This window comes from Stenotrophomonas maltophilia group sp. msm4, from assembly GCF_032025605.1.
GTDB lineage: Bacteria > Pseudomonadota > Gammaproteobacteria > Xanthomonadales > Xanthomonadaceae > Stenotrophomonas > Stenotrophomonas sepilia.
The window spans coordinates 600,003-625,524 of the sequence record NZ_JAVSKK010000001.1 but is presented as its reverse complement, the minus strand read 5'-3'; the positions used below and the strand labels follow the sequence as shown (position 1 = coordinate 625,524).

Below are 25,522 nucleotides of genomic sequence, written 5' to 3'. Positions count from 1 at the left end.
GGTGCCTGGGCTCAGGCAACGCCGAGGGCGATGCGGCCCACCGCAAACACACTGACGATCATGCCGAGCACGGCGACGAACTTCACCGCGGTCTGCAGCACCAGGGCCAGCAGCGATTCGTGGATGTAGTCTTCCAGCACGACCTGCATGCCGAGCTGCGCGTGCCAGAACATGGCGATCAGCAGGCCGATCAACGGCACTGCATTCCACGGCTTGGCCACGGCGGCGGCGGCGGTCGCGTAATCCGAGCCCAGCAGGCCCAGCACGAAGACCAGGAACCAGATGCCCAGCACCACCAGCGCGGCGGCGGTCAGGCGCTGGTGCACGAAGTGCTCGGTGCCGGTCTTGGCCGAGCCCAGGCCGCGCACGTTCTTCAGCGGGGTACGGAACTTGCTCACGCGGCACCTCCGAACATCACATAGGCCCACACCAGCAGGGTGATCACCAGGCTGCCGATGACCGACAGCCAGCTGCTGCGGATGAAGGCAGGGATGCTGAAGCCGATGGCGAAGTCCTGCACCACATGGCGGATGCCATTGCACAGGTGATAGGCGAACGACCATGTCCACGCGAACAGGAACACGCGGCCATACCAGGCCCCGGCATGGCCGGTGAAGCAGTTCCAGGACTCGGGCCCCATCATCAGGGCCAGCAGGCCGGCAGCGATGATGAGGGCACCAACAGACAGAAAGATGCCGGTGGCTCGATGCAGGATCGAGGTGGCCATCTGAATCTGCCAGCGATACACCTGAAGGTGCGGGGAAAGTGGGCGTTGTCTGGTCGCCATTCGCTGGGCTCGTTGTCTCGGCTGGGCGGCACGCGGCCGCGTTGGCTCAATGCTGATCAGAAATCGATGCAGCGTCCGTTTTTCTCCCAATCGCCATACCGCACCGGATCAAGTCCGCCGCGGCCGCCGAATTCCTCTGCTTTTTCCTGTTCCACGGGCACGGGTGCCGCGGGGACCAGCGGGGCTTCAGATTCGTCGTCGGGAGTGGGGGTTGTTTGGCCTATCATGTTCGGTCTCGCAACGCACAAATTTTAGACCTCGTTCACGTGCCTGACAACCTGCCCCCTGCTTTCGTCGGATATCCGCGCCTGCCCGGCCACCAGCTGCTGAGCCTGCAGGGCCCGGATGCGGCCGCCTTCGCCCACGCCCAGTTCAGCAGCGATGTCACCGCCCTGCCCCTGCTGCACTGGCAGTGGAGCGCCTGGCTGAGTGCCAAGGGCCGCACCCTGGCAGTGTTCCAGCTGCTCCGGCTGGCCGACGATCACGTGATGCTGGTGTTGGCCGACGGCGATGCCGATGCGATTGCGTCGCAACTGCAGCGCTTCGTGTTCCGTCGCAAGGTGAAGGTACAGGTGCGCAGCGATCTGGCCGTGGCCGGTGCGTTCACTGCACCCGAGGCTGCCAGCGGCGCCGCGATCGCGCACGCTGCAGGTGACGGCTGGGAGCTGGACCTGGGCAGCGACGCCCTGCCGCGCACCCTGCGCATCGGGGCGACGGATGCCGTTGCATCCGGCAGCGAAACCGATGAGGCCGCCCTCGCCTGGCGCCAGGCCGACCTGCGCTACGGATTGCCGCGCTTGGACGAAAGCCAGCGCGAAGTGTGGACCCCGCAGCAGCTGGGCCTGGACCGCCTGAATGGCTACAGCGTGAAGAAAGGCTGCTACCCAGGCCAGGAAATCGTCGCCCGCACCCACTTCCTCGGCAAGGCCAAGCGCGCGGTGCAGCTGCTGCATACCGCGGCACCGGCACAGGCCGGCGATGGCGTGCTGCAGGACGGCGCGACGCTGGGCACGGTCGCCAGCGTGGCCGGCAACCTGGCGCTGGCGGTGCTGCCGCTGGAAGCCAGTGACGCCGACCTGCAGGTGGGCGGCGCCACCGCCCAGCGCGTGCCATTGCTGGACGGGCTGGCGCGCTGAATGAGTGGTAGTGCCGGCCGCTGGCCGGCAACCTCAACCAGGTGTGGTTGCCGGCCAGCGGCCGGCACTACCGGTTACAGGCGCTCGCCGCTCTCTGCGTTGAAGAAATGCAGGCCCTGCGGGTGAATCGCCACGCGGATCTGCTCGCCCACTGCTGGCAGCGACTGCGGTGCCACGCGCATGGTCAGCGCATGCTGGCCACTGCTCAGATTGACGAAGATCTCGTTGCCGACCGGCTCGATGCCTTCGATGCGCGCGGTGAATGCATGCGCATCATCGGCAGCCGCCGGCTGCAGGTGCTCCGGGCGCACGCCCACCGCGATCGGCTTCTGCAGCCACGCCGGATCGATCGTCGCCTGGCCCAGCGGTGCACGCCATTCGCCGTCGACCACGCTCACGCCGCCGGCATCGCCCTGCAGCGTGCCACGCAGCACGTTCATCGCCGGGCTGCCGAGGAAACCGGCCACGAACAGGTTGGCCGGGCGATCGTACAGCGCCATCGGCGTATCGATCTGCTGGATGATGCCGTCCTTCAGCACCACGATGCGCTGGCCCAGGGTCATCGCTTCGACCTGGTCGTGCGTCACGTAGATCATGGTGGTGCCCAGCTTGCGGTGCAGCTGCGCGATCTCGGTACGCACGCTGTGGCGCAGCTTGGCGTCGAGGTTGGACAGCGGCTCGTCGAGCAGGAACACCGCCGGCTCGCGCACCAGCGCCCGGCCCAGTGCCACGCGCTGGCGCTGGCCACCGGACATCGCCTTGGGCAGCTTGTCCATCATCTCGGTCAGGCCCAGCGTCTGCGCCGCCTCGGCAATGCGCTTGTCGATGGTCGCCTTGTCATGCCCGCGCAGCTTCAGGCCGAAGGCCAGGTTCTCGGCCACGGTCATGTGCGGGTACAACGCGTAGCTCTGGAACACCATGGCGATGTCGCGATCCTTCGGCGCCACGTCGTTGACCACGCGATCACCGATGGTCAGCGTGCCGCCGCTGATTTCTTCAAGGCCCGCCACCATCCGCAACAGGGTCGACTTGCCACAGCCGGACGGACCGACCAGCACCATCAGCTCGCCATCGGCGACCTCGAAGCTGGCGTCCTTCACCGCGACCTGGCCGTTGTCATAGACCTTGCGCACACCCTGCAACTGCACTTTTGCCATATCACCTATCCGGTCCGCCCGAAGCCGGGCTGTCTTTTGGGACTGCCTCGGCCCTCCCGATGGCAGTGATGATTGCGCGCTTGCCGCATGACGGCGAGCACTGCAATCGAATACAGTTGCCCATTCTGCCATGTAAACGTTTTCACGTGGCACTATCCGATGATCGGTGCGCACCGATCTGCGTCGGCGGTTGAACGAAGGTTCCGCCGAGGTAGTGGTTTCGAATGGAACGGTCTTCCGCAACACCGGAGATCGCCCCTGACGAACCTCGGACAGGCAGTTGCGCGGATGTCCCCCGAACCCAGCCATGAAGCGATTGACAACGATGTCACCCGGATCTGAAACTCGAGCGATGCACGACACCCTCTTCCTGTTCGGTGCCACAGGTGATCTGGCCCAGCGCTACCTGTTCCCTTCGCTGCTTCGCCTGCTTGGCGACGGCCTGCTGCCGGAGGACTTCCGCATCCGCGCACTGGCCCTGTCCGGGCATGACACCGAAGCCTTCCATGACATCCTGCGGCCGCGCCTGCAGCAGGCCATGCCGATGGCCACGCAGGACGACATCGCTGCCCTGCTGCGCCGTATCGACTACCGTTCGGTGGACCTGCGCGACGTCGACTCGGTTGCCGCTGCGGTCTCCGACCTGGTGCACCGCAAGTGCGTCAGCTACCTCGCCATTCCGCCGGGCCTGTACATTTCCACCTGCGAAGGCCTGGCCAAGGGCGGCGCCCTCGCCGCGCCGGCACGCCTGATGCTGGAGAAGCCGATCGGCAGCGACAGCGAGAGCGCCGAGGAAATCATCAGCACCATCGGCCAGTGGATCGACGAGGACCGCGTGTTCCGCCTCGACCACTACCTGGGCAAGGCGGCAGTGCAGAACCTGATCGCGCTGCGCTTCGGCAATACGCTGCTGGAAGCGGTGTGGAACCGCAACTACATCGAATCGGTGCACATCCTGGTGGCCGAGAGCGAAGGCGTGGACGGCCGTGACGCCTACTACGCCCGCTCCGGCGCGCTGCGCGACATGGTGCAGAGCCACATCCTGCAGCTGCTGTGCATGGTGGCGATGGAGCCGCCGGCGTCGCTGGAAGCCGACCGCATCCGCGACGAGAAGGTCAAGGTGCTGCGCGCCCTTCGCCCGCTCGACGCGAAGCACGCCGCGCGTGACAGCATCCGCGGCCGCTACACCGCCGGCACCATCAACGGCCAGCCGGCGCAGGCTTACCAGCCGCCGGAAGGCAGCGACGTGGAAACCTTCGCCGGTGTCACCGCGCATATCGACAACTGGCGCTGGAGCGGCGTGCCGTTCCATCTGGTCACCGGCAAGCGCCTGCCCGAGCGCACCACCCGCGTGGTGGTCACGCTGAAGCCGGTCACCCATTGGCTGTTCGAGCGCCCGCAGCGCGCGCAGGCCGCACCGAACCGCCTGGTGTTCCAGCTGCAGCCGCAGGAAAACATCGAACTGGGCCTGATGAGCAGCCTGGCCGGCCCGGAATGGGGCGCGCTGGAACTGCATCCGCTGGAACTGGAACTGTCAGTGCCAACCGGCCTGCATCGCCGCATCGCTTACGAGCGCCTGTTCCTGGATGCCTTCAATGGCAATCACACGCTGTTCGTGCGCGACGACGAAGTGCGTGCAGCGTGGGCCTGGATCGACAGCGTCGCCGACGCGTGGAAGGACGCCAAGCTGCCGCTGGAGCCCTACCCCGCCGGCCAATGGGGCCCGAGCAATGCCGGCGAGTTCCTGCCGCAGGACGTGGACGCACCGGACAGCGGAGCGTCGGCATGAGCGCCAGTTCGCAGCCGGTGCTGGTGGCCGACATCGGTGGCACCAATGCCCGCTTCGCCCTGGCTGACACCTCGCAGGACGCACCTCTGCAGAAGGACAGCATCCGCGAGTACGCGGTGGCGGAGTTCCCTTCGCTGGGTGATGCCGCGCGCCACCATCTGGAACAGATCGGTGCCACCACAAGCCGCGGCGTGTTCGCAGTGGCCGGTCGCGTTGATGGTGATGAAGCACGCATCACCAACCATCCGTGGGTGATCTCGCGCAGCCGCACCGCAGCGATGCTCGGTTTCGACGAACTGCACCTGATCAACGACTTTGCCGCACAGGCGATGGCGATCTCACTGCTGCAGCCCGAGGACGTGGTCCAGGTCGGCGGTGCCGCCTGGGTACCGGGCAAGCCGGGCCAGCCGCGCAACTACGCAGTGATCGGGCCGGGTACCGGCCTCGGCGTGGGCGGCCTGATCATGCGCCACGGCCGCTGCTACCCGCTGGAAACCGAAGGCGGCCATGTCAGTTTCCCGCCGGGAACCCCGGAAGAGATCCGCATCCTCGAGATCCTGTCCGAACAGTTCGGCCGCGTCTCCAACGAGCGCCTGATCTGTGGCCCCGGCCTGGTCAACATCCACCGCGCCGTGTGCGAGATGGCCGGTATCGACCCGGGCCAGCTGCAGCCGGTGGACGTGACCGCCCGCGCCCTGCACGGTGATCCGCAGGCAATGCGCACCGTGGACGTGTTCTGCGCCGTGTTCGGCGCCATCGCCGGTGACCTGGTGCTCACCCAGGGCGCCTGGGATGGCGTGTTCCTGACCGGCGGCCTGACCCCGAAGATGCTCGATTCGCTGCAGCACTCCGGTTTCCGCCAGCGCTTCGAACACAAGGGCCGCTTCTCCTCCATCATGGCGCGCGTGCCCTCATTGGCAGTGATGCATCCCCACGCCGGATTGCTGGGCGCCGCCGCCTATGCCACCGACGCCGAACGTGACGCACCAGGAGTTGCCGCATGAACCCCAGCTTCCACGACGATCGCATCGAGTTCATCCAGCACGGCGACGCCGACGGCTGGATCGAAGCGGTGGCCGCTGAGATGGCACGCACCCTCAACCACGACATCAATGAAGTGGGCCGCGCCCGCATCCTGTTGTCCGGCGGCACCACGCCGGCCCCGGTCTACCAGGCACTGGCCGAGCTGGACGTGCACTGGGACCGGGTTGAAGTGAGCCTGGCCGACGAGCGCTGGCTGTCGCCGCAGGATCGCGACAGCAACGCCTGGCTGGTGCGCGAGCACCTGCTCAAGCGTACCGAGGGCGCCCACTTCGATCCGCTGGTACGGATCGGCAAGCCACTGCCCGAATGCGTGTACACCGCCAACCTGCAGGCGCAGCACAGCCAGCCGCCGAGCCTGGTAGCGCTGGGCATGGGCAACGACGGGCACACCGCCTCGCTGTTCCCGGGATCGAAAGACCTCGCACGCGCACTGGAAAGCACCCTGCCCTACGCCGCGCTGGATGCCACTGGCTGCCCAGGCGCGAACCAGTGGCCGCTGCGCATCACGCTGACCCCGCACGGCCTGCGCCAGTGCCGCCAGCGCCTGTTGCTGCTGCGCGGCAAGCAGAAGCTGCAGGTACTGCGCCAGGCGCTGGACAGCAACGATGCCCAGCAGTATCCGATCCTCAATGCGATCAACCTGGAAGGCGCGCGCCTGCGCGTCCACTGGGCTGATTGATGTCGGCGGCGGCGCCGTGCCGCCGCTTGCCTCTCGCCACCACGAACGCCGGTAGCCAATGAGCCTCCATCCTCAACTGCAAGCCATCACTGAGCGCGTCATCCGCCGCAGCGCCGCCTCGCGCGCCGCCTATCTGGCCGCGATCGATGCCTCCCTGCGTGAGGGCCCGTTCCGCAGCCGCCTGAGTTGCGGCAACCTCGCCCACGGGTTCGCCGCCTGCGGCGGCACCGACAAGAGCCGCCTGCGCGGCGGCGTGACGCCGAACCTGGGCATCATCACCGCCTACAACGACATGCTGTCGGCCCACCAGCCGTTCGAGACCTATCCCGAACAGATCCGCGACATCGCCCGCGAGCTGGGCGCCACTGCACAGGTCGCCGGCGGCGTCCCTGCAATGTGCGACGGTGTCACCCAGGGCCGTGGTGGCATGGAGCTGTCGCTGTTCTCGCGCGATGTCATTGCCCAGGCCACGGCCATCGGCCTCAGCCATGACATGTTCGATACCACCGTCTACCTCGGCGTGTGCGACAAGATCGTGCCGGGCCTGCTGATCGGTGCGCTGGCCTTCGGCCATCTGCCGGCGGTGTTCGTACCGGCCGGCCCGATGACCCCGGGCATCCCGAACAAGCAGAAGGCCGAAGTGCGCGAGCGCTACGCCGCCGGTGAGGCCACCCGCGAAGAGCTGCTGGAAGCCGAGTCCGCGTCGTACCACGGTGCGGGCACCTGCACCTTCTACGGCACGGCCAACTCCAACCAGGTGCTGCTGGAAGCCATGGGCGTGCAGTTGCCGGGCGCCTCGTTCGTCAATCCGGGCACGCCGCTGCGCGACGCCCTGACCCGCGAGGCAACCGAACGCGCGCTGGACATCACCGCACTGGGCGACGACTTCCGCCCGCTGGGCCGGATCATCGACGAGCGCGCGATCATCAACGCGGTCATCGCGCTGATGGCCACTGGCGGTTCGACCAACCACACCATCCACTGGATCGCGGTGGCGCGTGCGGCCGGCATCGTGCTGACCTGGGACGACTTCGACGAACTGTCGCAGCTGATTCCGCTGCTGGCCCGTGTCTATCCGAACGGCGAGGCAGACGTGAACCGTTTCGCGGCCGCTGGCGGCCCGGCCTTCGTGTTCGGCGAGCTGATCAAGGCGGGCCTGATGCACGGCGACCTGGTCAGCGTCGCGCGTGGCGGCATGGCCGACTATGCGCGCGAGCCGCAACTGCGTGACGGCCGGCTGGTCTACCTGCCGGGCCTGGAACACAGTGCCGATGACGAAGTGGTGCGTGGGGTCGACAATCCGTTCGAGCACCAGGGTGGCCTGCGCCTGCTGCGCGGCAACCTCGGCAAGTCGCTGATCAAGCTGTCAGCGGTGAAACCGCAGTACCGGACGATCGAAGCACCGGCGGTGGTGGTCGATGCACCGCAGGTATTGAACAAGCTGCACGCCGGTGGCCTGCTGCCGCAGGACTTCGTGGCGGTGGTGCGTTACCAGGGCCCGCGTGCCAACGGCATGCCCGAACTGCATTCGCTGGCACCGCTGCTGGGCCTGCTGCAGAACCAGGGCCGGCGCGTGGCGCTGGTCACCGACGGCCGCCTGTCCGGTGCGTCGGGCAAGATCCCAGCGGCCATCCATGTGACGCCGGAAGCGGCGCGCGGTGGCCCGCTGGCCAAGGTCCGCGAGGGCGACATGATCCGCCTCGACGGCGAGGCCGGCACGCTGGAAGTGCTGGTGGACGCGGCGGAATGGGCAGCACGTCCGCTGGCGCCGAACACCGCGCCGGCCGCGCATGACCTGGGCCGCAATCTGTTTGCGATCAACCGTCGCGTGGTGGGTCCGGCGGACCAGGGGGCGATTTCGATTTCGTGCGGGCCGGCGGCGGCCGATGGCGGGCCGTGGGACTACGACGCGGAGTATGAGCTGGGGCACGATGCGGCAGCGGCGGCGGCGCCGCATGAGGCGAAAGACGCCTGACGCGAAAAGCCGCGGCAGGCTTCCCGGCTTGGGCAGTAGAGCGCCCTGTCCGGGACACGCCGTAAACCCATCCATGGGGGCTCGATCGCGGCATCCATGCCGCTCACGGTCCCGGCCAGGGCGCTCTACTGCCCTTGGACAATTCCCGGCGCGTCATTTGCGCTGCGGCCACTGAATCAAGAAGAGCAAAGGCAAGGGCAAAAGCATGGGTATCGAACAACATCAGGTGAAGGCGGCGGAGCTGTTGCATGCGGCGGGCATCCTGCCGGTGGTGACGATTCATACGCTGGACCAGGCACGGGCGGTCAGTGCGGCGCTGCTGGAAGGTGGTCTGCCGGCGATCGAGCTGACGCTGCGCACGCCGGTGGCGATGGAAGCGCTGGCGATGCTCAAGCGCGAGCTGCCCGATGTGGTGGTGGGTGCAGGCACGGTGCTGACCGTGGAGCAGATGCAGCAGTCGATCGATGCGGGTGCGGACTTCCTGGTGACGCCGGGTACGCCGCCGGCGCTGGCTGATGCGCTTGCCGCTGCGCCGCTGCCGGTGGTGCCAGGTGCGGCGACGCCGACCGAGCTGCTGTCGCTCTACGCCCGCGGCTTCCGCGTGTGCAAGCTGTTCCCGGCCACGGCCGTGGGCGGGCTGGCGATGATCAAGGGACTGGCCGGCCCGGTGGCGGACCTGAAGCTGTGCCCGACCGGCGGCATCACCGAGAACACCGCCGCCGAGTACCTTGAACAGAAGAACGTGGTCTGCATCGGCGGTTCGTGGATGGTGCCGGGCAACTGGATCGCCGACGGCGAATGGGACAAGGTGCGCGCCAGCGCCGCCGACGCGGCGAAGATCATCAAGCGCGTGCGCGGCCACTGAGCCCGAAGCAGGTGTAGAGCCGAGCCATGCTCGGCTCCACATTGCCTCGATCGGCAGTGACGGCCCACGGAATCTGTCCGTGGCCCTGCGGAAGGCTCAGCCGGTGGCCGAAACCCTTACAACGGCCGCGCCAGATCCACCAGCCCGTACTGGCTGGCCATGCGCGCCAGCGCGATGTTGTCGTGGATCCCCATCTTCTCGAACAACCGCGCCTTGTGCGTGTTCACCGTCTTCGCACTCAGGCTCAGGCGCCGCGCGATGTCTTCCTGGCGCAGGCCCTGGGTCAGCAGCAAGGCTACTTCCAGTTCGCGCGGCGACAGGCTGTCGAACGGCGATCCATTGCCCTCCACCGTCGACAGGGCCAGGTTCTGCGCGATGCTGGTGCCCAGGTAGCGACGGCCCATGGCCACATCGCGCACCGCGCGCAGCAGCTCCTGTGCATCGCAGCCCTTGCCGATGTAGCCCGCGGCCCCCGCCTCCAGCAAGCGCTTCGGCAGCGGCCCGTCTTCCAGCACCGATACGATCACCACGCGGGTGTTGCGGTGGCTGCGGACGATGCGCTCGGTCACTTCCATGCCACTCACACCGGGCAGGTGCAGGTCGCAGAGCACCACGTCCGGCAGCAGCTGGCGGACGTCGCGCAGCGCGTCTTCACCGGTCTCGGCTTCGCCCACCACCTCGATGTCGGTCTCCCCCGACAGGATCATCTTCATCCCGGTGCGGACCAGCGCATGGTCATCCACCAGGTAGACTCGAATCGTCATTCACGTACCTCTTCGAATGCGGCCATTGCAGGTCAAGCTAGGCAGGACGCCGATACCCCTGCAAGCGCGTCCGGGACGCGATCCGGGCGTTCTGCCTTGCGCATCACAGTAACGCGCGTTGTGCTTGCCCCCTGTCTTGCAGAACCTGCTGCAACGAAACAACTGATCTATTACGTAGACGCCCCGGAAGGGTCATCCACGTCACCCCCCTGTGATGATGCTTCGCTGGCCGTCGCTGGCGGCGAATCCCGGCGTCGCCAAGGATGCCGGCGACTGAACATGACCAGATAGCACCCTACCACCCAAACCAGCGCGGCACACCATCCGGCCAGGATGTCCGAGGGATAATGCACGCCTAGATAGACCCGTGAGACGCTCACCAGCAGGCTGAACGGGGGCGCCAGCAGCAGTACCGGCCAGCGCCAGCGGGTATTCCAGGCCAGCAGCACCAGGGTCGCGGCAAGGGTCATCGAGCCCATGGCGTGCCCGCTGGGGAAGCTGAACGTCGATTCCGGCGCAATCGACTCCCACAGGCTGGGGCGCTGGCGCTGGAAGAAGTGCTTGCTGCCCATGTTCAGCAACGCCGATCCCACGAAACTGACCGCGACGAAGGTCGCCTCGCGCCAGCGCCGGTAGCCCAGCAGCGCACCGATGATCAGCACGTCAGCAGGGATCAGGAACCACTCGTAGCCCAGTTTCGAGATGAGCACGAAGAAGCGGTCCAGCCATGGCGAATGCAGGCCATGCATCTGCCACAGCAGCGGCGCATCGAAATGGAACGATTCAAATTCGTGCACTTCGTCCGCCAGGGCGACGAAGCCCGCCAACGGCAGCAGTACGCCACCGAACAGCAGGACCAGGCGCCAGGCGTTGCGCGCCATCCAGTGGCGGAAACCGGAGGCCGACTCCGGAGCGGCGAGGATCGCAGGCTTATCCGGCGCTTCGGACATATTTGTGTTCGACGTAATCGTCGATCAGGGCGACGAACTCCTGGGCGATGTTGTCGCCACGCAGGGTCACCTTCTTCTCGCCATCGACGAATACCGGTGCTGCCGGCGTCTCGCCCGTGCCCGGCAGGGAGATGCCGATGTTGGCATGGCGCGACTCACCCGGCCCATTGACGATGCAGCCCATCACCGCCAGGGTCATGTTCTCCGCCCCCGGGTGGTGGATCTTCCACAGCGGCATCTTCTCGCGCACATGGTTCTGCACCACTTTGGCCAGTTCCTGGAAGAACTCGGAGGTGGTGCGGCCGCAGCCCGGGCAGGCCGTGACCAGCGGCGTGAAGGCGCGCTGGCCGGTGGTCTGCAGCAGTTCCTGGGCGACGATCACTTCCTGCGTGCGCGACTGGCCCGGTTCCGGGGTCAGCGAGATGCGGATGGTGTCACCGATGCCTTCCTGCAGCAGCACGCTCAGCGCTGCCGACGAGGCGACGATGCCCTTGCTGCCGATACCGGCTTCGGTCAAGCCCAGGTGCAGGGCGAAGTCCGAGCGCTGGGCCAGGTCGCGGTACACCGCGATCAGTTCCTGCACGCCACTGACCTTGGCCGACAGCACGATCCGATCGCGCGGCAGGCCCAGTTCCACGGCCTGCTCGGCCGAATCCAGCGCCGAACGGATCAGCGCCTCACGCAGCACGCGGCCGGCGTCCCAGGGCTGCTCGCGCAGGCTGTTCTCGTCCATCAGCCTGGCCGCCAGGGCCTGGTCCAGCGAGCCCCAGTTGGCACCGATGCGCACCGGCTTGTTGTAGCGGATCGCGAACTCGATCAACTGGGCGAACTGCAGGTCCTTCTTCTTGCCGAAGCCGACATTGCCCGGGTTGATGCGGTACTTGGCCAACGCTTCCGCACATGCCGGCTCGGCGGTGAGCAGCTGGTGGCCGTTGTAGTGGAAGTCACCGATCAGCGGTACATCGATACCCATCATCGCCAGCTTGTCGACGATGCGCGGAATGGCCGCAGCGGCTTCCACGGTGTTGACGGTCAACCGCACCATCTCCGAACCGGCACGCCACAACTCGGCCACCTGCTTCACACTGGAGGCCACATCGGAGGTATCGGTGTTGGTCATCGACTGCACCACCACCGGCTTGCCTCCGCCTACGGTGACCCCGCCGATCTGGACGGCATGGGTCTGGCGACGGGGCCAGGCGGTGGCATCGGAGGGGGGAGTCGGGCGGGTGACGGCGTCGTGCATGGGCGCATTCTACCGCCCACTCCCGCATTCGGGGTGACTCGCATTCAGCCTGCGGCACGGCTGCGGCCGATTGTCGCAGGCATGTACACGCATGAACGCATACGATGAGCGTGAATGACCGGTCCCGACGCCCCGTTTCTCCGTACCCTGTGCAGCCTGCGCTGGCTTGCCGTAGGCGGCCAGGCCGCCACCATCCTGGTCGCGACCTGGGTGCTGGGCCTGCCGTTGCCGCAGCTGCCGTTGTGGGCCGGCGTGGCGGTGCTGGCCCTGTTCAACGTCTACACCCAGCTGCGCCCGGAAGCGGCCGACACTGCGCCGCTGACCGCATTCGGCCATATCCTGGTGGACGTGATCATCCTGACCTGGATGGTGGGCTGGAGCGGCGGCATGGCCAACCCGTTCAGTTCACTGTTCCTGATCCTGATCGCGCTGGCCGCCTTCGCCCTGCCCCTGCGCTGGGCACTGGCGGTCGCGCTGGCCTGCCTGCTCGGCTACGCCGCCAGCGGCATCTTCGGGCAGGCGCTGCCGGACGGCTACTTCCGCGCACAGGACCTCAATCGCTGGGGCGTGGTCGCCAACTTCCTGATTTCCGCCACAGTGGTGCTGGCCTTCTCCACCCGCCTGGCACTGGCCCTGCGGGAGCGCGAACTGGAACTGTCGGCGCTGCGTGAGCGCTTCGCCCGCAACGAGGGCATCGTCGCGCTGGCCACCCATGCCGCCTCGGTGGCACATGAACTGAACACGCCGCTGGCGACCATGACCCTGCTCGCCGACGATGTCGCCGAGCGCAGCGAAGAGCCGGAAGTGCGCGAAGACATGGAGACCCTGCGCGAGCTGCTGGTGCAGTGCCGTGAGCGCGTGCTGGCACTGGCCGCCCCGGCCTCGGCCGACGCGCCGGGCCGCAGCCATTCCAGCGCCCAGCAGGTGCTGGAGCAATGGCGCCTGGTGCGACCGACCATCGACCTGCATCGCAACGACGATGCGCCGCTGCGGCTGCCGCTCGACCCGGGCGTAGGCCACCTGCTGATGGTCCTGCTCAACAATGCCGCCGATGCCGGCGAGAAGGCCGGCCGGCCGCGCGTGGACCTGGACCTGCGCATCGAGGGCGACGACCTGATCGGCGAAGTACGCGACTACGGCCATGGTTTCGACGCCCGTGCCGCCGTGCTGCCGGGCAAGCTGTTCGGCAGCAGCAAGAGCGAGGGCATGGGCGTCGGCCTGGCCCTGTCCCATGCCACCATCGAACGCCTCGACGGCGAGATGTGGATGCGCCCGGCCCAGGGGGCCGGCAGCCGCGTCGGCTTCCGCCTGCCGCTGGCCCCACGTGAGGAAACCCCATGAGCGCCTCAACCCTTGGTCTGCTGGTCGACGACGACGAGCTGTACCTGCGTACCCTGCAGCGCAGCCTGGCCCGCAAGGGCCTGGAAACACAGACCGCACAGGATGCCGCCAGTGCCCTGGCACTGGCCCGCCAGCATCTGCCGGCGTTCGCGCTGATCGACCTGAAGCTGGGCAGCGATTCCGGCCTGGCGCTGATCCAGCCGCTGCGCGCACTGCGCGCGGACATGCGCATCCTGCTGGTGACCGGCTATGCCAGCATCGCCACCGCAGTGGAGGCGATCAAGCTGGGCGCGGATGATTACCTGCCGAAGCCGGCCACGGTGCCGATGATCCTGCGCGCGCTTGGCGAGGAGGACGACGGCCCGGCCGACGACGGCGAAATGGAAGTGCCCGATGCGATGACGCCGATCAGCCGCCTGCAGTGGGAACATATCCAGCAGGCGATGCACGAGACCGGCGGCAACGTGTCAGCGGCCGCACGCCTGCTCGGCATGCACCGGCGCTCGCTGCAGCGCAAGCTGGCCAAGCGGCCCAGCCCGGAACGCGATCCGACCCGGTGAGACGCCACGTCGTGCACCGGTAGTGCCGGCCGCTGGCCGGCAACCTCGTGAACGATTGAAGCATCGCCTGGATGCCGGCCAGCGGCCGGCACTACCCGGGCATCAGCCCTTCAACTGCGCCAGGATCTCGCGGGTCATCGGATCGGCAACCGCCACATCCTCGCCCTGCAGCGCCGGCAGCAGGCCACTGGCCAGCTGCTTGCCCAGCTCGACACCGAACTGGTCGAAGGCGTTGATGTTCCAGATCACCGACTGCACGTATACAGCGTGCTCGTACATGGCGATCAGTGCACCCAGCGCCTGCGGGGTCAGCGCGTCGAGCAGGATCAGCGTACTCGGCCGGCCTCCCGGGTAGTCGCGGTGCGGATCTTCGCTGCCCTGGCCATTGGCCAGCGCTTCGGTCTGCGCCAGCAGGTTGGCCAGCAGGGCCTGGTGATTGATCGTGTAGGGATCATCGTTGTGCACGCAGCCGATGAAATCGGCCGGAACGATGCTGGTGCCCTGGTGCAGCGCCTGGAAGAAGCTGTGCTGCACGTCGGTCCCTGCCCCGCCCCACCACACCGGGACGGTGTCGACGGTGACCGGCTGGCCGTCGCGCTGCACGCGCTTGCCCAGGCTTTCCATCACCAGCTGCTGCAGGTAGGCCGGCAGCAGCGCCAGGCGCTGGTCGTAGGTCATCACCGCGTGCGTGGCATGGCCCAGCAGGTTACGGTTCCAGATGTCGGTGAGGCCGTGCAGCACCGGCAGGTTGCGCTCCAGCGGTGCATCCAGCGCATGCGCATCCATCTGCGCGGCGCCTTCCAGCAGCTGCTCGAAACGCTCGAAGCCGATCGCCAGTGCGATCGGGAAACCCACCGCCGACCACAGCGAATAACGGCCACCGACCCAGTCCCACATCGGCAGCACGCGATCGGCGGCGATCGCGAAGGCCTTGGCGGCGCGCTCCGGATTGGCGCTGACCGCATACAGGCGCTCGCTGCCACCCAGCCAGTCGTGCAGGATCTGGCCGTTGAGCAGGGTTTCCTGGGTACCGAAGGTCTTGGAGATCAGGATGCCGGCGGTCTTCGCCGGATCCAGCGTGGCCAGCGTGCGCTGCATGGCGGCGCCGTCCACGTTCGACACGAAATGCACGCGCAGGCGCGCACCGCTGACCGGGCGCAGCGCATCGGCGACCAGGCGCGGCCCGAGGTCGGATCCCCCGATGCCGACACTGACCACATCGGTCACGCCGCTGTCTTCCAGCGCGCGCACCAGCACGCCCATGCGCTGGCGGATGCCGCGCGCGGTGGCATAGGCCTCGGCCGCCACCGGCGCATCGACCACGTCGCCACGCAGCGCGGTATGCAGCGCGGCGCGGCCTTCGGTCAGATTGACCTGCTCGCCGCGGAACAGGCGGGTGATGGCGCCGCCGACATCACGCTCGGCAGCCAGCGCCAGCAACGCCTGCAGCGCCGCGGCATCGTACTTCTGACGGGCGAAGTTGACGTACAACGGACCGACCCGCAGCGCCAGGTCCTGCACGCGGCCGGGTTCGGCGGCGAGCAGGCTGGGAATGCTTGCGCCCTTCAGGCGCTGGGCGTGGGAATGCAGCGAGTCGAATCCGTTGTTCGTTGTCATGCGGCCTGGGTCGGGATCGTGTCGTTGGTGTGGGTGATCTGGTTGTTGCCATCAACGTACACCAGCTTCGGCTTGAAGCTGTCAGCTTCCTGCTCGGTCATGCTGGCGAACGCGGCGATGATGATGATGTCACCGACCTGCACGTGGCGCGCGGCGCCACCGTTGAGCGAGACAACGCCGCTGCCGGCTTCGGCGCGGATGGCATAGGTCGAGAAGCGCGCACCGTTGGTCACGTCCCAGATGTGCACCTGTTCGAACTCGCGGATGCCAGTGGCAGCCAGCAGGTTGTCATCGATGGCGATCGAGCCTTCGTAGTTCAGCTCGGAATGGGTGACGGTGGCGCGGTGGATCTTGGTCTTGAGCAGGGACAGGTGCATGGGGGGCGCTGCAACGGCAAAGGAAAGAGCGGATTCTAGCACCCGCACAGCGCCGGGCATTACGGCCGGCAACCTGTTCAGGTAGGCGGTGAAACCGGGGTCGGATCCCTTTTCCCTGGGAAAGGGATCTGACCCCATGCATCGCGCGGCACCGCCGGAACTCAGAACTCCAGGTTGTCGATCAGCCGGGTGGTACCCAGCCGTGCGGCGATCAGCGCCACCCGGCCGCCGCCGTCGAAGGTCGGCTCGGCCAGCTCCGGAGTGCGCAGCACCGCGTAGTCAACCTGGAAACCGGCCGCCTGCAATGCGGCAGTGGCCTCGGCCTCGATGCGTTCACGTGCCTGCCCGGCCACGTAGCCTTCGCGCATGCCCAGCAGGGTCCGGTGGATGGTGGTCGCGACCGGACGCTGTTCAGCGCTCAGGTACTGGTTGCGCGAGCTCTTGGCCAGGCCATCCTCGTCGCGCACGATCTCGGCGCCGACGATCTGGACCGGGAACGACAGCTCGGCCACCATCTGCTTGATCACGGCCAACTGCTGGTAGTCCTTGCGACCGAACACGGCCACGTCCGGCTGCACCTGCAGGAACAGGCGTGCCACCACCGTGCAGACGCCATCGAAGTGCCCCGGACGGCTGGCACCTTCCAGCACTTCACTCACGCCCGGCGCGTGCATGCGCGTGGTCTTGTCCACGCCCAGCGGGTACATCGCCTCGACGCTGGGCAGCCACACCGCATCACAGCCAGCCTGCTCCAGCCCGGCCACGTCGGCCTCGGGCGTGCGCGGGTAGCGGCTGAAGTCCTCGTTCGGCCCGAACTGGGTCGGGTTGACGAAGATGCTCGCCACCACCTTGTCGGCGTACTGGCGGGCCAGGGCCACCAGCGAATGGTGGCCCCCATGCAGGTTGCCCATGGTCGGCACCAGCGCCACGCGCAGGCCCTCGCGCTTCCACTGGGCGATCTGCCCGCGCAGCGCGCCTAGCTCGTTGAAGGTCTGGATCATTGGGCGTAGGCGTGCTGTTCGTCGGGGAAGCTGCCGTCGCGCACGGCGTCGGCAAACGCGCGGGTGGCACCGGCCACCGAGCCGCCTTCGGCAAGGAAATCCTTGACGAACTTGGGGCGGCGATGGCCACTGTCCAGGCCGAGGAAATCGTGCAGCACCAGCACCTGGCCATCGCACTGCGGGCCAGCACCGATACCGATGGTCGGCACGTCCACCGCAGCGGTCACTTCGGCGGCGACGGGGGTCGGCACGCATTCAAGCACCATGATGCTGGCGCCTGCGGCGGCCACGGCCCTGGCATCCTCCACCAGCTGGCGCGCAGCATCGCCGCGGCCCTGGATCTTGAAGCCGCCCAGGCGCAGCACCGATTGCGGGGTCAGGCCCAGGTGCGCGCAGACCGGAATCTCGCGCTCGACCAGGTAGCGGATGATGTCGACCTTGAAGCCGGCACCTTCGATCTTGACCATCTCGGCACCGGCCTGCAGCAGCTGCAGCGAGGCATCCAGCGCGCGTTCCGGGGTGGCATCGGCACCGAACGGCAGGTCGGCCACCAGCAGCGCACGCTGCAGCACGCGGGCCACGGCGCGGGTGTGGTAGACCATGTCGGCCACGGTCACCGGCAGGGTCGAATCATGACCCTGCACGACCATGCCCAGCGAATCGCCGATCAGGATCAGATCGACGCCGTTGGCATCGAAGGTGCGGGCGAAGCCGGCGTCGTAGGCGGTCAACATGACCAGCTTCTGGCCATTGCGCTTGGCCTCGGCCAGGGCGGGAACGGTCCAGGGCTTGCTGTCTGCGTGGGTGCTCATGTGCTGATAACCGGGGGAGATAACCCGGTCATTATCACCCTATCGGCGCAATCCCGCAGGCATCCACCCGCACCACTGCATCCCGCACGCTGCCATGACCGGGAATGGCCAGATCAGGCGCGATTTCGGCCAGCGGCACCAACACGAAGGCGCGCTCGTGCAGGTAGGGATGGGGTACCTGCAGACCAGGCTGATCGAGGACCTGCGTGCCATACAGCAGCAGGTCCAGGTCCAGCGCGCGCGGCCCCCAGTGCACCGCCGGATCGCGCACGCGGCCAAAGCCCCGCTCCAGCGCCAGCATGGCATGCAGCAACTCATCGGCCGCCAAGGTGGTTTCGACCGCAGCCACGGCATTGACGAACGGCGGCTGGTCTTCATTGCCCCAGGCCGGGGTTGCATAGAGCCGCGAGGCCTGTCGCAGGCGCGTTCCCGGCAGGCCGTCCAGCGCGGCAATCGCCGCGCCCACGGTCGCGGCCGCGTCGCCAAGGTTGGCGCCGAGGCCGATCCAGGCGAGGGTCATCGCTTACTCGCCCGCCGCAGCAGCACCGGGACGTCGACGGCGACGGCGGCGCTTGCGCGGTGCCCCGCTCTCGTCATCGCCGTCTTCACTGTGCATCGCATCTAGCGACGACTCCAGCTCGCGACCGGACTGCGCCTGTGCTTCGCGCCAGAACTCGACATCCACTGCATGCTCGGACGAAGCGACCTGGCGCAGGCTGAGGAAATCGAACGCGGCGCGGAAGCGCGGGTGGGTCAGGGTACGGAACACGCGCTTGCGCTGGCGCGAGCTGAAGCGCGACTGCAGCAGCCAGATCTCCTGCATCGGCAGCGAGAAGCGGCGCGGCAGCGCGATGGTGCTGAGCTGCTGCACGGTGACCCGGTCGGCGGCGCGGCGCTGCGCCTCTTCCGGTGCCACCCCCTGCTTGAGTAGGGTCGCCTGTGCGCGGCAGAACGCCGGCCACAGCAGCAACGCGAACAGGAACGCCGGCGAGACCGGCTCGTCGTTGGCCACGCGGGCATCGGTGTTGGCCAGGCCTTCGACCAGCATGCGGCGCAGCGCGCCGGTGCGGTTGGACTTCAGCGCCTTGGCGCTCTCCGGGAACAGCACGTCGAGCAGGCCGTAACGCTCAAGGCCTTCGAAGCTGGCCACGCCGTGCCCGGACAGGAACAGCTTGAGCACTTCCTCGAACAGGCGCGCCGGCGCGGCTTCATTGAGCAGGCCGGCCAGGTGCGGGATGGGCGCAGCGGTCCCCTCTTCGATCTGGAAGCCGAGCTTGGCCGCCAGGCGCACCGCACGCAGCATGCGCACCGGGTCTTCCCGATAACGCTGCTCGGGATCGCCGATCAGCTTCATCAGGCGCGCCTGGACGTCTTCGAAGCCGCCGGTGTAGTCGCGCACCGAGAAGTCCTCGATGGCGTAGTACAGGGCGTTGCAGGTGAAGTCTCGGCGGACCGCGTCGTCTTCGATGGTGCCGTACACGTTGTCGCGCACGAGCATGCCGTTTTCCATCTCGCGGTCGCCGCTGCCGTCATCGCTGTTGGCACGGAAGGTGGCGACTTCGATGATTTCGCGGCCGAACACTACGTGGGCGAGGCGGAACCGACGACCGATCAGGCGGCAGTTGCGGAACAGCTGCTTGACCTGTTCGGGCGTGGCATCGGTGGCCACGTCGAAATCCTTGGGTTGGCCATTGACCAGCAGGTCGCGCACCGCGCCGCCGACAAGGTAGGCGCCGAAGCCGGCATCGCGCAGGCGATAAAGCACGCGCAGGGCGTTCGGGCTGATGTCCTTGCGGGAGATCGTGTGCTGGTCGCGCGGGATGACGCGCAGGCTGAACGGTGATGTAGCAGGGGAAATGATGTTGGCGCTTCCGGTTGAAGTTTCGGGATTGCCCAATGGCATCGAGGTGCATATACTAGCGCTCCTGCCTCGGCAGCGACACAGTTACGCTCCCTTCGTCTAGTGGTTAGGACGTGGCCCTCTCAAGGCTAAAACAGGGGTTCGAGTCCCCTAGGGAGCGCCAGTCGCCGCAGCAGGAACCGGAAAAAGCCCGCCTTGTGCGGGCTTTTCTGTTTTCCGGGATTTGCATTGGCATCGATCGGTTTGGTCGCAGTAGCGCCCCCCCTGTTCCTGCGTGGGAGGGGGCGGGCCACCCTTTTCTGGACACGCAAGAGCCCATCCATGGTGCTCAATGGCGCCATCCATGGCGCCAACGGTCCAGAAAAGGGTGGCCCGCCCCCTCCAGACAGTTTCCCGCGAAGGCGGCACGAACAGCTTCGCCCCTCCGCAGCCAATTCAATCCCGACGCGCAGACCTGCGTCCGCCAGAACCGCAATGCCTGACGCGAAGGCGGGGCAGCTCAAGCCGGGACCGTTGGCGCCATGGATGGCGCCATCGAGCCCCCATGGATGGGTTTACGGCGTGTCCCGGATTGGGCTGCCCCGCCTTCGCCCTCGATGACACCGAGGCGCCAACGAATGCAACCGAAGCCAGTCGCCGTCAGCCTTCCATCTGCTCCAGCTCCTTGCCCTTGGTCTCGCGCACGTAGCGGACCACGAAGACGATCGAGAGGATCGCCGCGACGGCGTAGATGCCATAGGCGCCGGCCAGGCCGATGCCGGCCAGCAGCATCGGGAACGTCACGGTGATCGCGAAGTTCGAGGTCCATTGCGCCGCACCCGCCACCGCCAGCGCCGGGCCGCGGATCTGGTTGGGGAACATCTCGCCCAGCATCACCCACATCACCGGGCCCCAGGACATGTTGAAGAACACCACGTAGACGTTGGCTGCCACCAGCGCCAGCCGCCCCATGCCATCGGACAGCTGCAGGCGCCCATCGACAAGGCTGCCGCTGGCAAACGCCACCACCATCAGCACCAGCGCCACCGACATGCCGACCGAACCGATCCACAGCAGCGGCCTGCGCCCGATGCGGTCGATCAGCAGTACCGTCAGCAGGCAGGCACCGATGCTCAGCGCGCCGGACAACACGTTGATCAGCAGCGCGTCGCTTTCCGAGAAACCCACCGCCTGCCACAGCACCGCGCCGTAGTAGAACACCACGTTGATGCCGACCAGCTGCTGGAAGATGGCCAGGCCGATACCCACCCAGAGAATTGGGCGCAGCTTGCCGGTGGTCTTGTTGCGCAGGTCGCCGAAGCGCGGCTTGTGCTGGTCCTGGGCAAGGCTGGCTTCGATCTCGGCCTGCTTGGCGGTGGCCGCGGCCTCGCCGTACAGCCGCGTCAACACCGCCCTCGCCTGCCCCTGCCGCCCCTTCAACACCAGGAAGCGCGGGCTTTCCGGGATCACCAGCAACAACAGCAGGAACAGCCCCGAGGGCAGCGCCTGCATCCAGAACATCCAGCGCCAGGCCTCATGGCCCAGCCACAGGGGCGCGGTCGAGGCGCCGGCGGCACGCGCCAGCAGGTAATTGCTGAGGAAGGCCGCAAACAAACCGCAGATGATCGCCATCTGCTGCACCGTGGCCAGCCGGCCGCGGTAACGCGCCGAGGCGACTTCGGCGATGTAGGCCGGTGACATCACGCTGGCCGCGCCCACCGCGAAACCGCCCAGCACGCGGGCGGCGATGAACAGCCAGGACGCGTGGGCCGCGCCGGCACCGAGCGCCGAGACAAGGAACATCAGCGCTGACACGATCAGGACACCGCGGCGCCCCAGGCGATCACCCAGCCACCCGGCCAGGAAGGCGCCGATCGCGCAGCCCAGCAGCATCGAGGCGACTTCGAAACCGAGCGCCGCCTCGCTGGAGTTGAAGGCCTGGCGGAGGCCATCGACCGTGCCATTGATGACACCACTGTCGAAACCGAACAGGAATCCACCAAGGGTGGCCACGCAGCTGATCAGGACGATGAATGCAGTGTTCTCACCGCCATGCGGCGCGGTGCTGGGCTGGGTTTGGGACATGGACGATCCTGCTGGGAAGGGAGTCCGGCCACGGTGGGCGACCGAGTGCCCCGCAGCGTCGCACAGCCCCCGCCGTGCCGCCAATGATTCCCACGGTCGCGCCTGCCAGACGCCCGTTTTCCGCCCCGCGCCGACACCGGGGGCCAACCTGTTCTAGAATTGGCGGGTTCAGGAATCGATCCACCCCCAAGCCCATGCCCTTTGTCGTCACCGAAAACTGCATCAAGTGCAAACACACCGATTGCGTGGAAGTGTGCCCCGTGGATTGCTTCCACGAAGGCCCGAACTTCCTGGTGATCGACCCGGATGAGTGCATCGACTGCACCCTCTGCGAGCCGGAGTGCCCGGTCAATGCGATCTTCCCGGAGGACGACGTTCCTGCCGGACAGGAAGGCTTCGTTGCCCTCAACGCCGAGCTGGCGAAGGAGTGGCCGGTGCTGACCGTGCGCAAGGACCCGCCCGCCGACGCCGGCGAATGGGATGGCAAGCCGGACAAGCTGAAGCTGCTGGAGCGCTGAGAAGCGCCCACGGCGGTAACGAAAAGGGCGCCCATGGGCGCCCTTTTCTGTTCTTCGGCAGACCCCAACCGTGCGCTCCGGCCGGTGACAACCGCGCGACCTGGTAGGTGCCAACCTTGGTTGGCACAAAAGCGCCGACCAAGGTCGGCCGCTACCAGAGCGGGTGCGGACCAAGGCCCGCAGCCACCCGACCAGCCCTTACTGGGCGAGCTTCGCCTTCAGCGCGGCGATCAGCTTCACCGGCGCTTCGGCGGTTGCCGGCAGGCCACGCGGGTCAACCGCGGAGATGTAGGCGCCGGCATCGACGGCCACTACGCGGACCAGGAAGTTGCTGCCCTCGTAGGCCACGTCGTACGAACCCAGCAACTGCGCTCGGCTGGCGATGGTCACGCCCTCCACGCCTTCCAGTGCGGTACCGACCTTGGCGAAGGCTTCATCCTTGCCACCGGCAATGGTGAAACCGGTGCTGCCGGCTGCCGGAGCCGCAGCAACCGGCGCCGCCGGCTTGGTGGCCGAGGCCAACGTCGGCACCTTGTTGTCGGTGGTGGCATTGGGCAGGTTCAGGTCCGGCGGCACTTCCAGCGGACGCATTTCCGGGGCCAGGGCGTAGTCGCCCTTGGCGCCGCGCTTGAAGCAGCCGGTGGTGCCGGCAGCGACCGCCACAGCAAGCAGGGCATAGGACAGCACGCGGACGGTGGAAACGGATTGACGCATGTGAATCTCCTGGGTCAGACCAAGACGGAAGGTCAGTGGCTGGAAAGGGCTTCGAGGGCGGCGATGTCGCCGGCAAGATGGTCGGCAGCCGGATGATGCGCTGCCGACAACGGCAGCAGTGGCAGGCGCAGGTCGTGACCGATGCCGATGCGGCGCAGCAGCGCCTTGACCGGGATCGGGTTCGGTTCGACGCCGCAGAAATCATGGAAGGGATGCAGGCGCGCATCCCACGACGCGGTGGCTTCGTGGTCGTGTGCGGCGGCCAGCTCGCACATCCGGCGGTAGGCACCGGGAAGCACGTTGGAACCCACTGAGATCAGGCCGTCGATACCGGCCTGGATCGAACGCGCGGCCGTACCGTCGTCCCCGCTGAGCACGGCGAACTGTGGGCTGCGCAGAGCGAGCAGCGCCTGCACCCGGCCGGTGTCGCCCACCGCCTCCTTGATGCCGACGATGTTGGGGTGGCTGGCCAGCTCGGCCACAGTCTCAGGCTGCATGTCGCAACCGGTACGGCCGGGCACGTTGTACAGCACGACCGGCAGCCCGCCCTGGTCGGCCACCGCACGGTAGTGCGCGATCAGGCCGGCCTGGGTGGGGCGCACGTACGGCGGCGTGACCACCAGCGCGTAGCTGGCGCCGAGGGCGGCGGCACGACGGGTCTGTTCGATGGTCTTGGCAGTGCCCGAAAGGCCGGTACCGGCCATGACCGGAATGCGACCGCCGATGCGCTCGACCGCGCTGGCCAGCAGCAGGTCGTACTCGGCGTCGGTGAGGGTTGCCGCTTCGCCGGTAGAGCCGGCTACGACAACGCCATGGACGCCACCTTCCAGTTGCAGGTGCAGCAGGCGCTGCCAACCGTCGGGATCGAGGGCGCCGTCGGCCCGGAACGGGGTCGCCAGCGCGGTGATGAGGCCGGAAAGGGACAAGGACGTGCTGCTCTTGGCTGGGAAGGGAAAACGCCCGCCACGAAAGGCCGGGGGCGACTTGAATGTTACTTGCGGCGCGAAAGCACGGGCAAGTATGCTGGACACCGGTGGATCCCCGCCTCTGGCGGGCATTCAGACTAACGCATGCATTACCCGGAATCGCCTTGACCGACACCACCCCGCGCCCCGCGCCGAGCGAAAACCACCTCCTGATCAACGCCTATACGACGCATCCGGAGTCCCCCCTGCTGTCCGTCACCCGCCGCATCGCCGACAGCGGCTGCAATCTGGTGGATGCACGCCTGGCCACGGTCGGCCGCGATGTCTCGGTCACCGCCCTGGCCACCGGCTCCTGGGACTCGGTGGCCAAGCTTGAGGCGATGCTGACCCGGCTGGAGCGCGAGGAAGGCCTGAAGCTGGTCTGGTACCGCACCGCCGCCAAGCAGGCGCAGTCCAACCTGCTGCCGTACATCGTCGAAGTGATCGCCGCCGACAAGCCGGGCATCCTGTTCCAGCTGGCCGACTTCTTCGACCGCCAGGGCATCACCATCGAGAACCTGCAGAGCACGCGCTACCGCGCCATGCAGACCGGCGCGGAAATGTTCAGCGCACAGGTCACCATCGGCGTGCCGGCCAACATGCATATCGCCGCGCTGCGCGACGATTTCCTCGAGTTCTGCGACCACCTGAACCTGGACGCGATCATGGATCCGATGAAGTTCTGATTCTTCGCGCGTCTCTCACGGGCGCGTGGCGTTTCATGTAGCTGTAATGGCAAGAACCCAGGCTCGACAGAAGGACCTCATGAACAACGGCGACACCCTGGACAGCACCGCCCTCTCCCTGCCGCTGGCCCTGTCCGGCGGCGACCAGGCCACCCTCGGCGACTATGCCGGCCAATGGCTGGTGCTGTACTTCTATCCCAAGGACAGCACCCCGGGCTGCACCACCGAAGGCATCGACTTCAACGCCCTGCTGCCGAAGTTCAGGAAAGCCGGCGCCGTCGTGCTGGGCGTCTCGCGCGACTCGGTGAAGTCGCACGACAACTTCTGTGCCAAGCAGGGCTTCAATTTCCCGCTGGTCAGCGATGGCGACGAAGCGCTGTGCACCGCCTTCGACGTGATCAGGATGAAGAACATGTACGGCAAGCAGGTACGTGGCATCGAACGCAGTACCTTCCTGATTTCCCCCGACAGCCGCATCGTGCAGTCCTGGCGCAAGGTCAAGGTTGCCGGCCATGCCGATGCCGTTCTCGCCGAACTGAAGGCCTCCCAGTCCAAGTGAGTCCCACTGCCTACTGTGTCTGCCATCACCCTGCCCCGCAGCAGGCCGTGGTGGT

Annotated in this window: 27 protein-coding genes and 1 tRNA gene; 12 read left to right on the top strand and 16 right to left on the bottom strand. The window is 67.2% G+C overall.

Annotation, left to right across the window (positions count from 1 at the left end; all coding sequences use genetic code 11):
• Positions 1 to 11 precede the first annotated feature (11 nt).
• The 3 genes from sdhD to ROV93_RS03005 are packed head-to-tail and all read right to left on the bottom strand — an operon-like array spanning position 12 to position 1,014.
• Entirely contained in the window at positions 12 to 398 is a 387-nt protein-coding gene (gene sdhD / locus ROV93_RS03015) for a succinate dehydrogenase, hydrophobic membrane anchor protein (RefSeq protein WP_005409077.1), read from the bottom strand.
• A complete protein-coding gene (gene sdhC, locus ROV93_RS03010; RefSeq protein ID WP_005416132.1) occupies positions 395 to 787 on the bottom strand; it encodes a succinate dehydrogenase, cytochrome b556 subunit in 393 nt (130 codons plus the stop codon). Before sdhC ends, sdhD begins: the two co-directional genes overlap by 4 nt.
• Positions 788 to 843: 56 nt before the next feature.
• Positions 844 to 1,014, bottom strand: a complete 171-nt coding sequence (locus tag ROV93_RS03005; protein WP_005409075.1) for a DUF1674 domain-containing protein — start codon at positions 1,012 to 1,014, stop codon at positions 844 to 846.
• Positions 1,015 to 1,053: 39 nt separating this feature from the next.
• Between ROV93_RS03005 and ROV93_RS03000 the strand changes: the two genes are divergently transcribed.
• A complete protein-coding gene (locus tag ROV93_RS03000) occupies positions 1,054 to 1,923 on the top strand; it encodes a folate-binding protein YgfZ (RefSeq protein WP_072168332.1) in 870 nt (289 codons plus the stop codon).
• Positions 1,924 to 1,997: 74 nt separating this feature from the next.
• Here ROV93_RS03000 and ugpC read toward each other — a convergent pair whose 3' ends face one another.
• The gene (ugpC, locus tag ROV93_RS02995; RefSeq protein WP_072168333.1) at positions 1,998 to 3,080 is read right to left on the bottom strand and encodes a sn-glycerol-3-phosphate ABC transporter ATP-binding protein UgpC; all 1,083 of its coding nucleotides are present in this window, start codon (positions 3,078 to 3,080) and stop codon (positions 1,998 to 2,000) included.
• A 352-nt stretch (positions 3,081 to 3,432) separates the two neighbouring features.
• Between ugpC and zwf the strand changes: the two genes are divergently transcribed.
• The 5 genes from zwf to eda all read left to right on the top strand — a co-directional run bounded on the left by zwf (position 3,433) and on the right by eda (position 9,432).
• Positions 3,433 to 4,869, top strand: coding sequence for a glucose-6-phosphate dehydrogenase (zwf, locus tag ROV93_RS02990; protein WP_072168334.1), 1,437 nt, complete (start codon positions 3,433 to 3,435; stop codon positions 4,867 to 4,869).
• Complete coding sequence (gene glk, locus ROV93_RS02985) at positions 4,866 to 5,873, top strand: glucokinase (protein ID WP_072168335.1); 1,008 nt, start codon at positions 4,866 to 4,868, stop codon at positions 5,871 to 5,873. The genes zwf and glk overlap by 4 nt, the downstream gene beginning before the upstream one ends.
• Positions 5,870 to 6,592, top strand: coding sequence for a 6-phosphogluconolactonase (gene pgl / locus ROV93_RS02980; RefSeq protein ID WP_049413491.1), 723 nt, complete (start codon positions 5,870 to 5,872; stop codon positions 6,590 to 6,592). Before glk ends, pgl begins: the two co-directional genes overlap by 4 nt.
• A 58-nt stretch (positions 6,593 to 6,650) precedes the next feature.
• Positions 6,651 to 8,567 carry a phosphogluconate dehydratase gene (gene edd, locus ROV93_RS02975; protein ID WP_061480284.1) on the top strand — a complete coding sequence of 639 codons (1,917 nt, stop codon included), beginning with the start codon at positions 6,651 to 6,653 and terminating at the stop codon, positions 8,565 to 8,567.
• 205 nt (positions 8,568 to 8,772) lie between these two features.
• Positions 8,773 to 9,432, top strand: coding sequence for a bifunctional 4-hydroxy-2-oxoglutarate aldolase/2-dehydro-3-deoxy-phosphogluconate aldolase (gene eda, locus ROV93_RS02970; RefSeq protein ID WP_049429315.1), 660 nt, complete (start codon positions 8,773 to 8,775; stop codon positions 9,430 to 9,432).
• Between the two features lie 116 nt (positions 9,433 to 9,548).
• Here eda and ROV93_RS02965 read toward each other — a convergent pair whose 3' ends face one another.
• The 3 genes from ROV93_RS02965 to ispG all read right to left on the bottom strand — a co-directional run bounded on the left by ROV93_RS02965 (position 9,549) and on the right by ispG (position 12,392).
• Positions 9,549 to 10,196 carry a response regulator gene (locus ROV93_RS02965; protein WP_312538530.1) on the bottom strand — a complete coding sequence of 216 codons (648 nt, stop codon included), beginning with the start codon at positions 10,194 to 10,196 and terminating at the stop codon, positions 9,549 to 9,551.
• Between the two features lie 170 nt (positions 10,197 to 10,366).
• The gene (locus ROV93_RS02960) at positions 10,367 to 11,146 is read right to left on the bottom strand and encodes a phosphatase PAP2 family protein (RefSeq protein WP_005416123.1); all 780 of its coding nucleotides are present in this window, start codon (positions 11,144 to 11,146) and stop codon (positions 10,367 to 10,369) included.
• Positions 11,127 to 12,392, bottom strand: a complete 1,266-nt coding sequence (gene ispG / locus ROV93_RS02955) for a flavodoxin-dependent (E)-4-hydroxy-3-methylbut-2-enyl-diphosphate synthase (protein ID WP_049414673.1) — start codon at positions 12,390 to 12,392, stop codon at positions 11,127 to 11,129. Before ispG ends, ROV93_RS02960 begins: the two co-directional genes overlap by 20 nt.
• A 114-nt stretch (positions 12,393 to 12,506) precedes the next feature.
• On the opposite strand from ispG, the gene ROV93_RS02950 reads away from it, so the two are divergent.
• Positions 12,507 to 13,733 carry an ATP-binding protein gene (locus ROV93_RS02950; protein ID WP_049414674.1) on the top strand — a complete coding sequence of 409 codons (1,227 nt, stop codon included), beginning with the start codon at positions 12,507 to 12,509 and terminating at the stop codon, positions 13,731 to 13,733.
• On the top strand, positions 13,730 to 14,293 hold the full coding sequence (locus ROV93_RS02945; RefSeq protein ID WP_180890300.1) for a response regulator transcription factor: 564 nt from the start codon (positions 13,730 to 13,732) through the stop codon (positions 14,291 to 14,293). The genes ROV93_RS02950 and ROV93_RS02945 overlap by 4 nt, the downstream gene beginning before the upstream one ends.
• A 102-nt stretch (positions 14,294 to 14,395) precedes the next feature.
• Here the strand turns inward: ROV93_RS02945 and pgi are convergent, their stop codons facing one another.
• From pgi to pcnB, 6 genes are all read right to left on the bottom strand, one after another.
• Entirely contained in the window at positions 14,396 to 15,910 is a 1,515-nt protein-coding gene (gene pgi / locus ROV93_RS02940) for a glucose-6-phosphate isomerase (RefSeq protein ID WP_072168337.1), read from the bottom strand.
• The gene (gene panD / locus ROV93_RS02935) at positions 15,907 to 16,287 is read right to left on the bottom strand and encodes an aspartate 1-decarboxylase (protein WP_006432456.1); all 381 of its coding nucleotides are present in this window, start codon (positions 16,285 to 16,287) and stop codon (positions 15,907 to 15,909) included. Before panD ends, pgi begins: the two co-directional genes overlap by 4 nt.
• Positions 16,288 to 16,448: 161 nt before the next feature.
• Positions 16,449 to 17,288, bottom strand: a complete 840-nt coding sequence (gene panC / locus ROV93_RS02930; protein ID WP_061480289.1) for a pantoate--beta-alanine ligase — start codon at positions 17,286 to 17,288, stop codon at positions 16,449 to 16,451.
• On the bottom strand, positions 17,285 to 18,100 hold the full coding sequence (panB, locus tag ROV93_RS02925; protein WP_014646749.1) for a 3-methyl-2-oxobutanoate hydroxymethyltransferase: 816 nt from the start codon (positions 18,098 to 18,100) through the stop codon (positions 17,285 to 17,287). The genes panC and panB overlap by 4 nt, the downstream gene beginning before the upstream one ends.
• Before the next feature lie 34 nt (positions 18,101 to 18,134).
• The gene (gene folK / locus ROV93_RS02920) at positions 18,135 to 18,620 is read right to left on the bottom strand and encodes a 2-amino-4-hydroxy-6-hydroxymethyldihydropteridine diphosphokinase (protein ID WP_072168338.1); all 486 of its coding nucleotides are present in this window, start codon (positions 18,618 to 18,620) and stop codon (positions 18,135 to 18,137) included.
• Between the two features lie 3 nt (positions 18,621 to 18,623).
• Complete coding sequence (gene pcnB / locus ROV93_RS02915) at positions 18,624 to 20,003, bottom strand: polynucleotide adenylyltransferase PcnB (protein ID WP_161801669.1); 1,380 nt, start codon at positions 20,001 to 20,003, stop codon at positions 18,624 to 18,626.
• 46 nt (positions 20,004 to 20,049) lie between these two features.
• Between pcnB and ROV93_RS02910 the strand changes: the two genes are divergently transcribed.
• Positions 20,050 to 20,124 (top strand) — tRNA-Glu (locus ROV93_RS02910).
• A 476-nt stretch (positions 20,125 to 20,600) separates the two neighbouring features.
• On the opposite strand, the gene ROV93_RS02905 is transcribed toward ROV93_RS02910, so the two are convergent.
• Positions 20,601 to 22,025 (bottom strand): sugar porter family MFS transporter, encoded by a 1,425-nt coding sequence (locus tag ROV93_RS02905; RefSeq protein WP_072168339.1) that lies wholly within the window; start codon positions 22,023 to 22,025, stop codon positions 20,601 to 20,603.
• Positions 22,026 to 22,219: 194 nt separating this feature from the next.
• Here ROV93_RS02905 and fdxA point away from each other — a divergent pair, with 194 nt between their 5' ends.
• Positions 22,220 to 22,543 carry a ferredoxin FdxA gene (fdxA, locus tag ROV93_RS02900; RefSeq protein WP_005409054.1) on the top strand — a complete coding sequence of 108 codons (324 nt, stop codon included), beginning with the start codon at positions 22,220 to 22,222 and terminating at the stop codon, positions 22,541 to 22,543.
• A gap of 198 nt (positions 22,544 to 22,741) precedes the next feature.
• On the opposite strand, the gene ROV93_RS02895 is transcribed toward fdxA, so the two are convergent.
• Both ROV93_RS02895 and dapA read right to left on the bottom strand, forming a co-directional pair.
• On the bottom strand, positions 22,742 to 23,257 hold the full coding sequence (locus ROV93_RS02895) for a hypothetical protein (protein ID WP_005416115.1): 516 nt from the start codon (positions 23,255 to 23,257) through the stop codon (positions 22,742 to 22,744).
• Between the two features lie 32 nt (positions 23,258 to 23,289).
• Positions 23,290 to 24,183: a 4-hydroxy-tetrahydrodipicolinate synthase gene (gene dapA / locus ROV93_RS02890; RefSeq protein WP_072168340.1), complete on the bottom strand. Its 894-nt coding sequence runs from the start codon at positions 24,181 to 24,183 to the stop codon at positions 23,290 to 23,292.
• A 164-nt stretch (positions 24,184 to 24,347) separates the two neighbouring features.
• On the opposite strand from dapA, the gene ROV93_RS02885 reads away from it, so the two are divergent.
• Together ROV93_RS02885 and ROV93_RS02880 are read left to right on the top strand one after the other, a co-directional pair.
• Complete coding sequence (locus ROV93_RS02885; RefSeq protein ID WP_005409051.1) at positions 24,348 to 24,908, top strand: glycine cleavage system protein R; 561 nt, start codon at positions 24,348 to 24,350, stop codon at positions 24,906 to 24,908.
• 79 nt (positions 24,909 to 24,987) lie between these two features.
• Positions 24,988 to 25,467: a peroxiredoxin gene (locus ROV93_RS02880; protein ID WP_072168341.1), complete on the top strand. Its 480-nt coding sequence runs from the start codon at positions 24,988 to 24,990 to the stop codon at positions 25,465 to 25,467.
• Positions 25,468 to 25,522 lie beyond the last annotated feature (55 nt).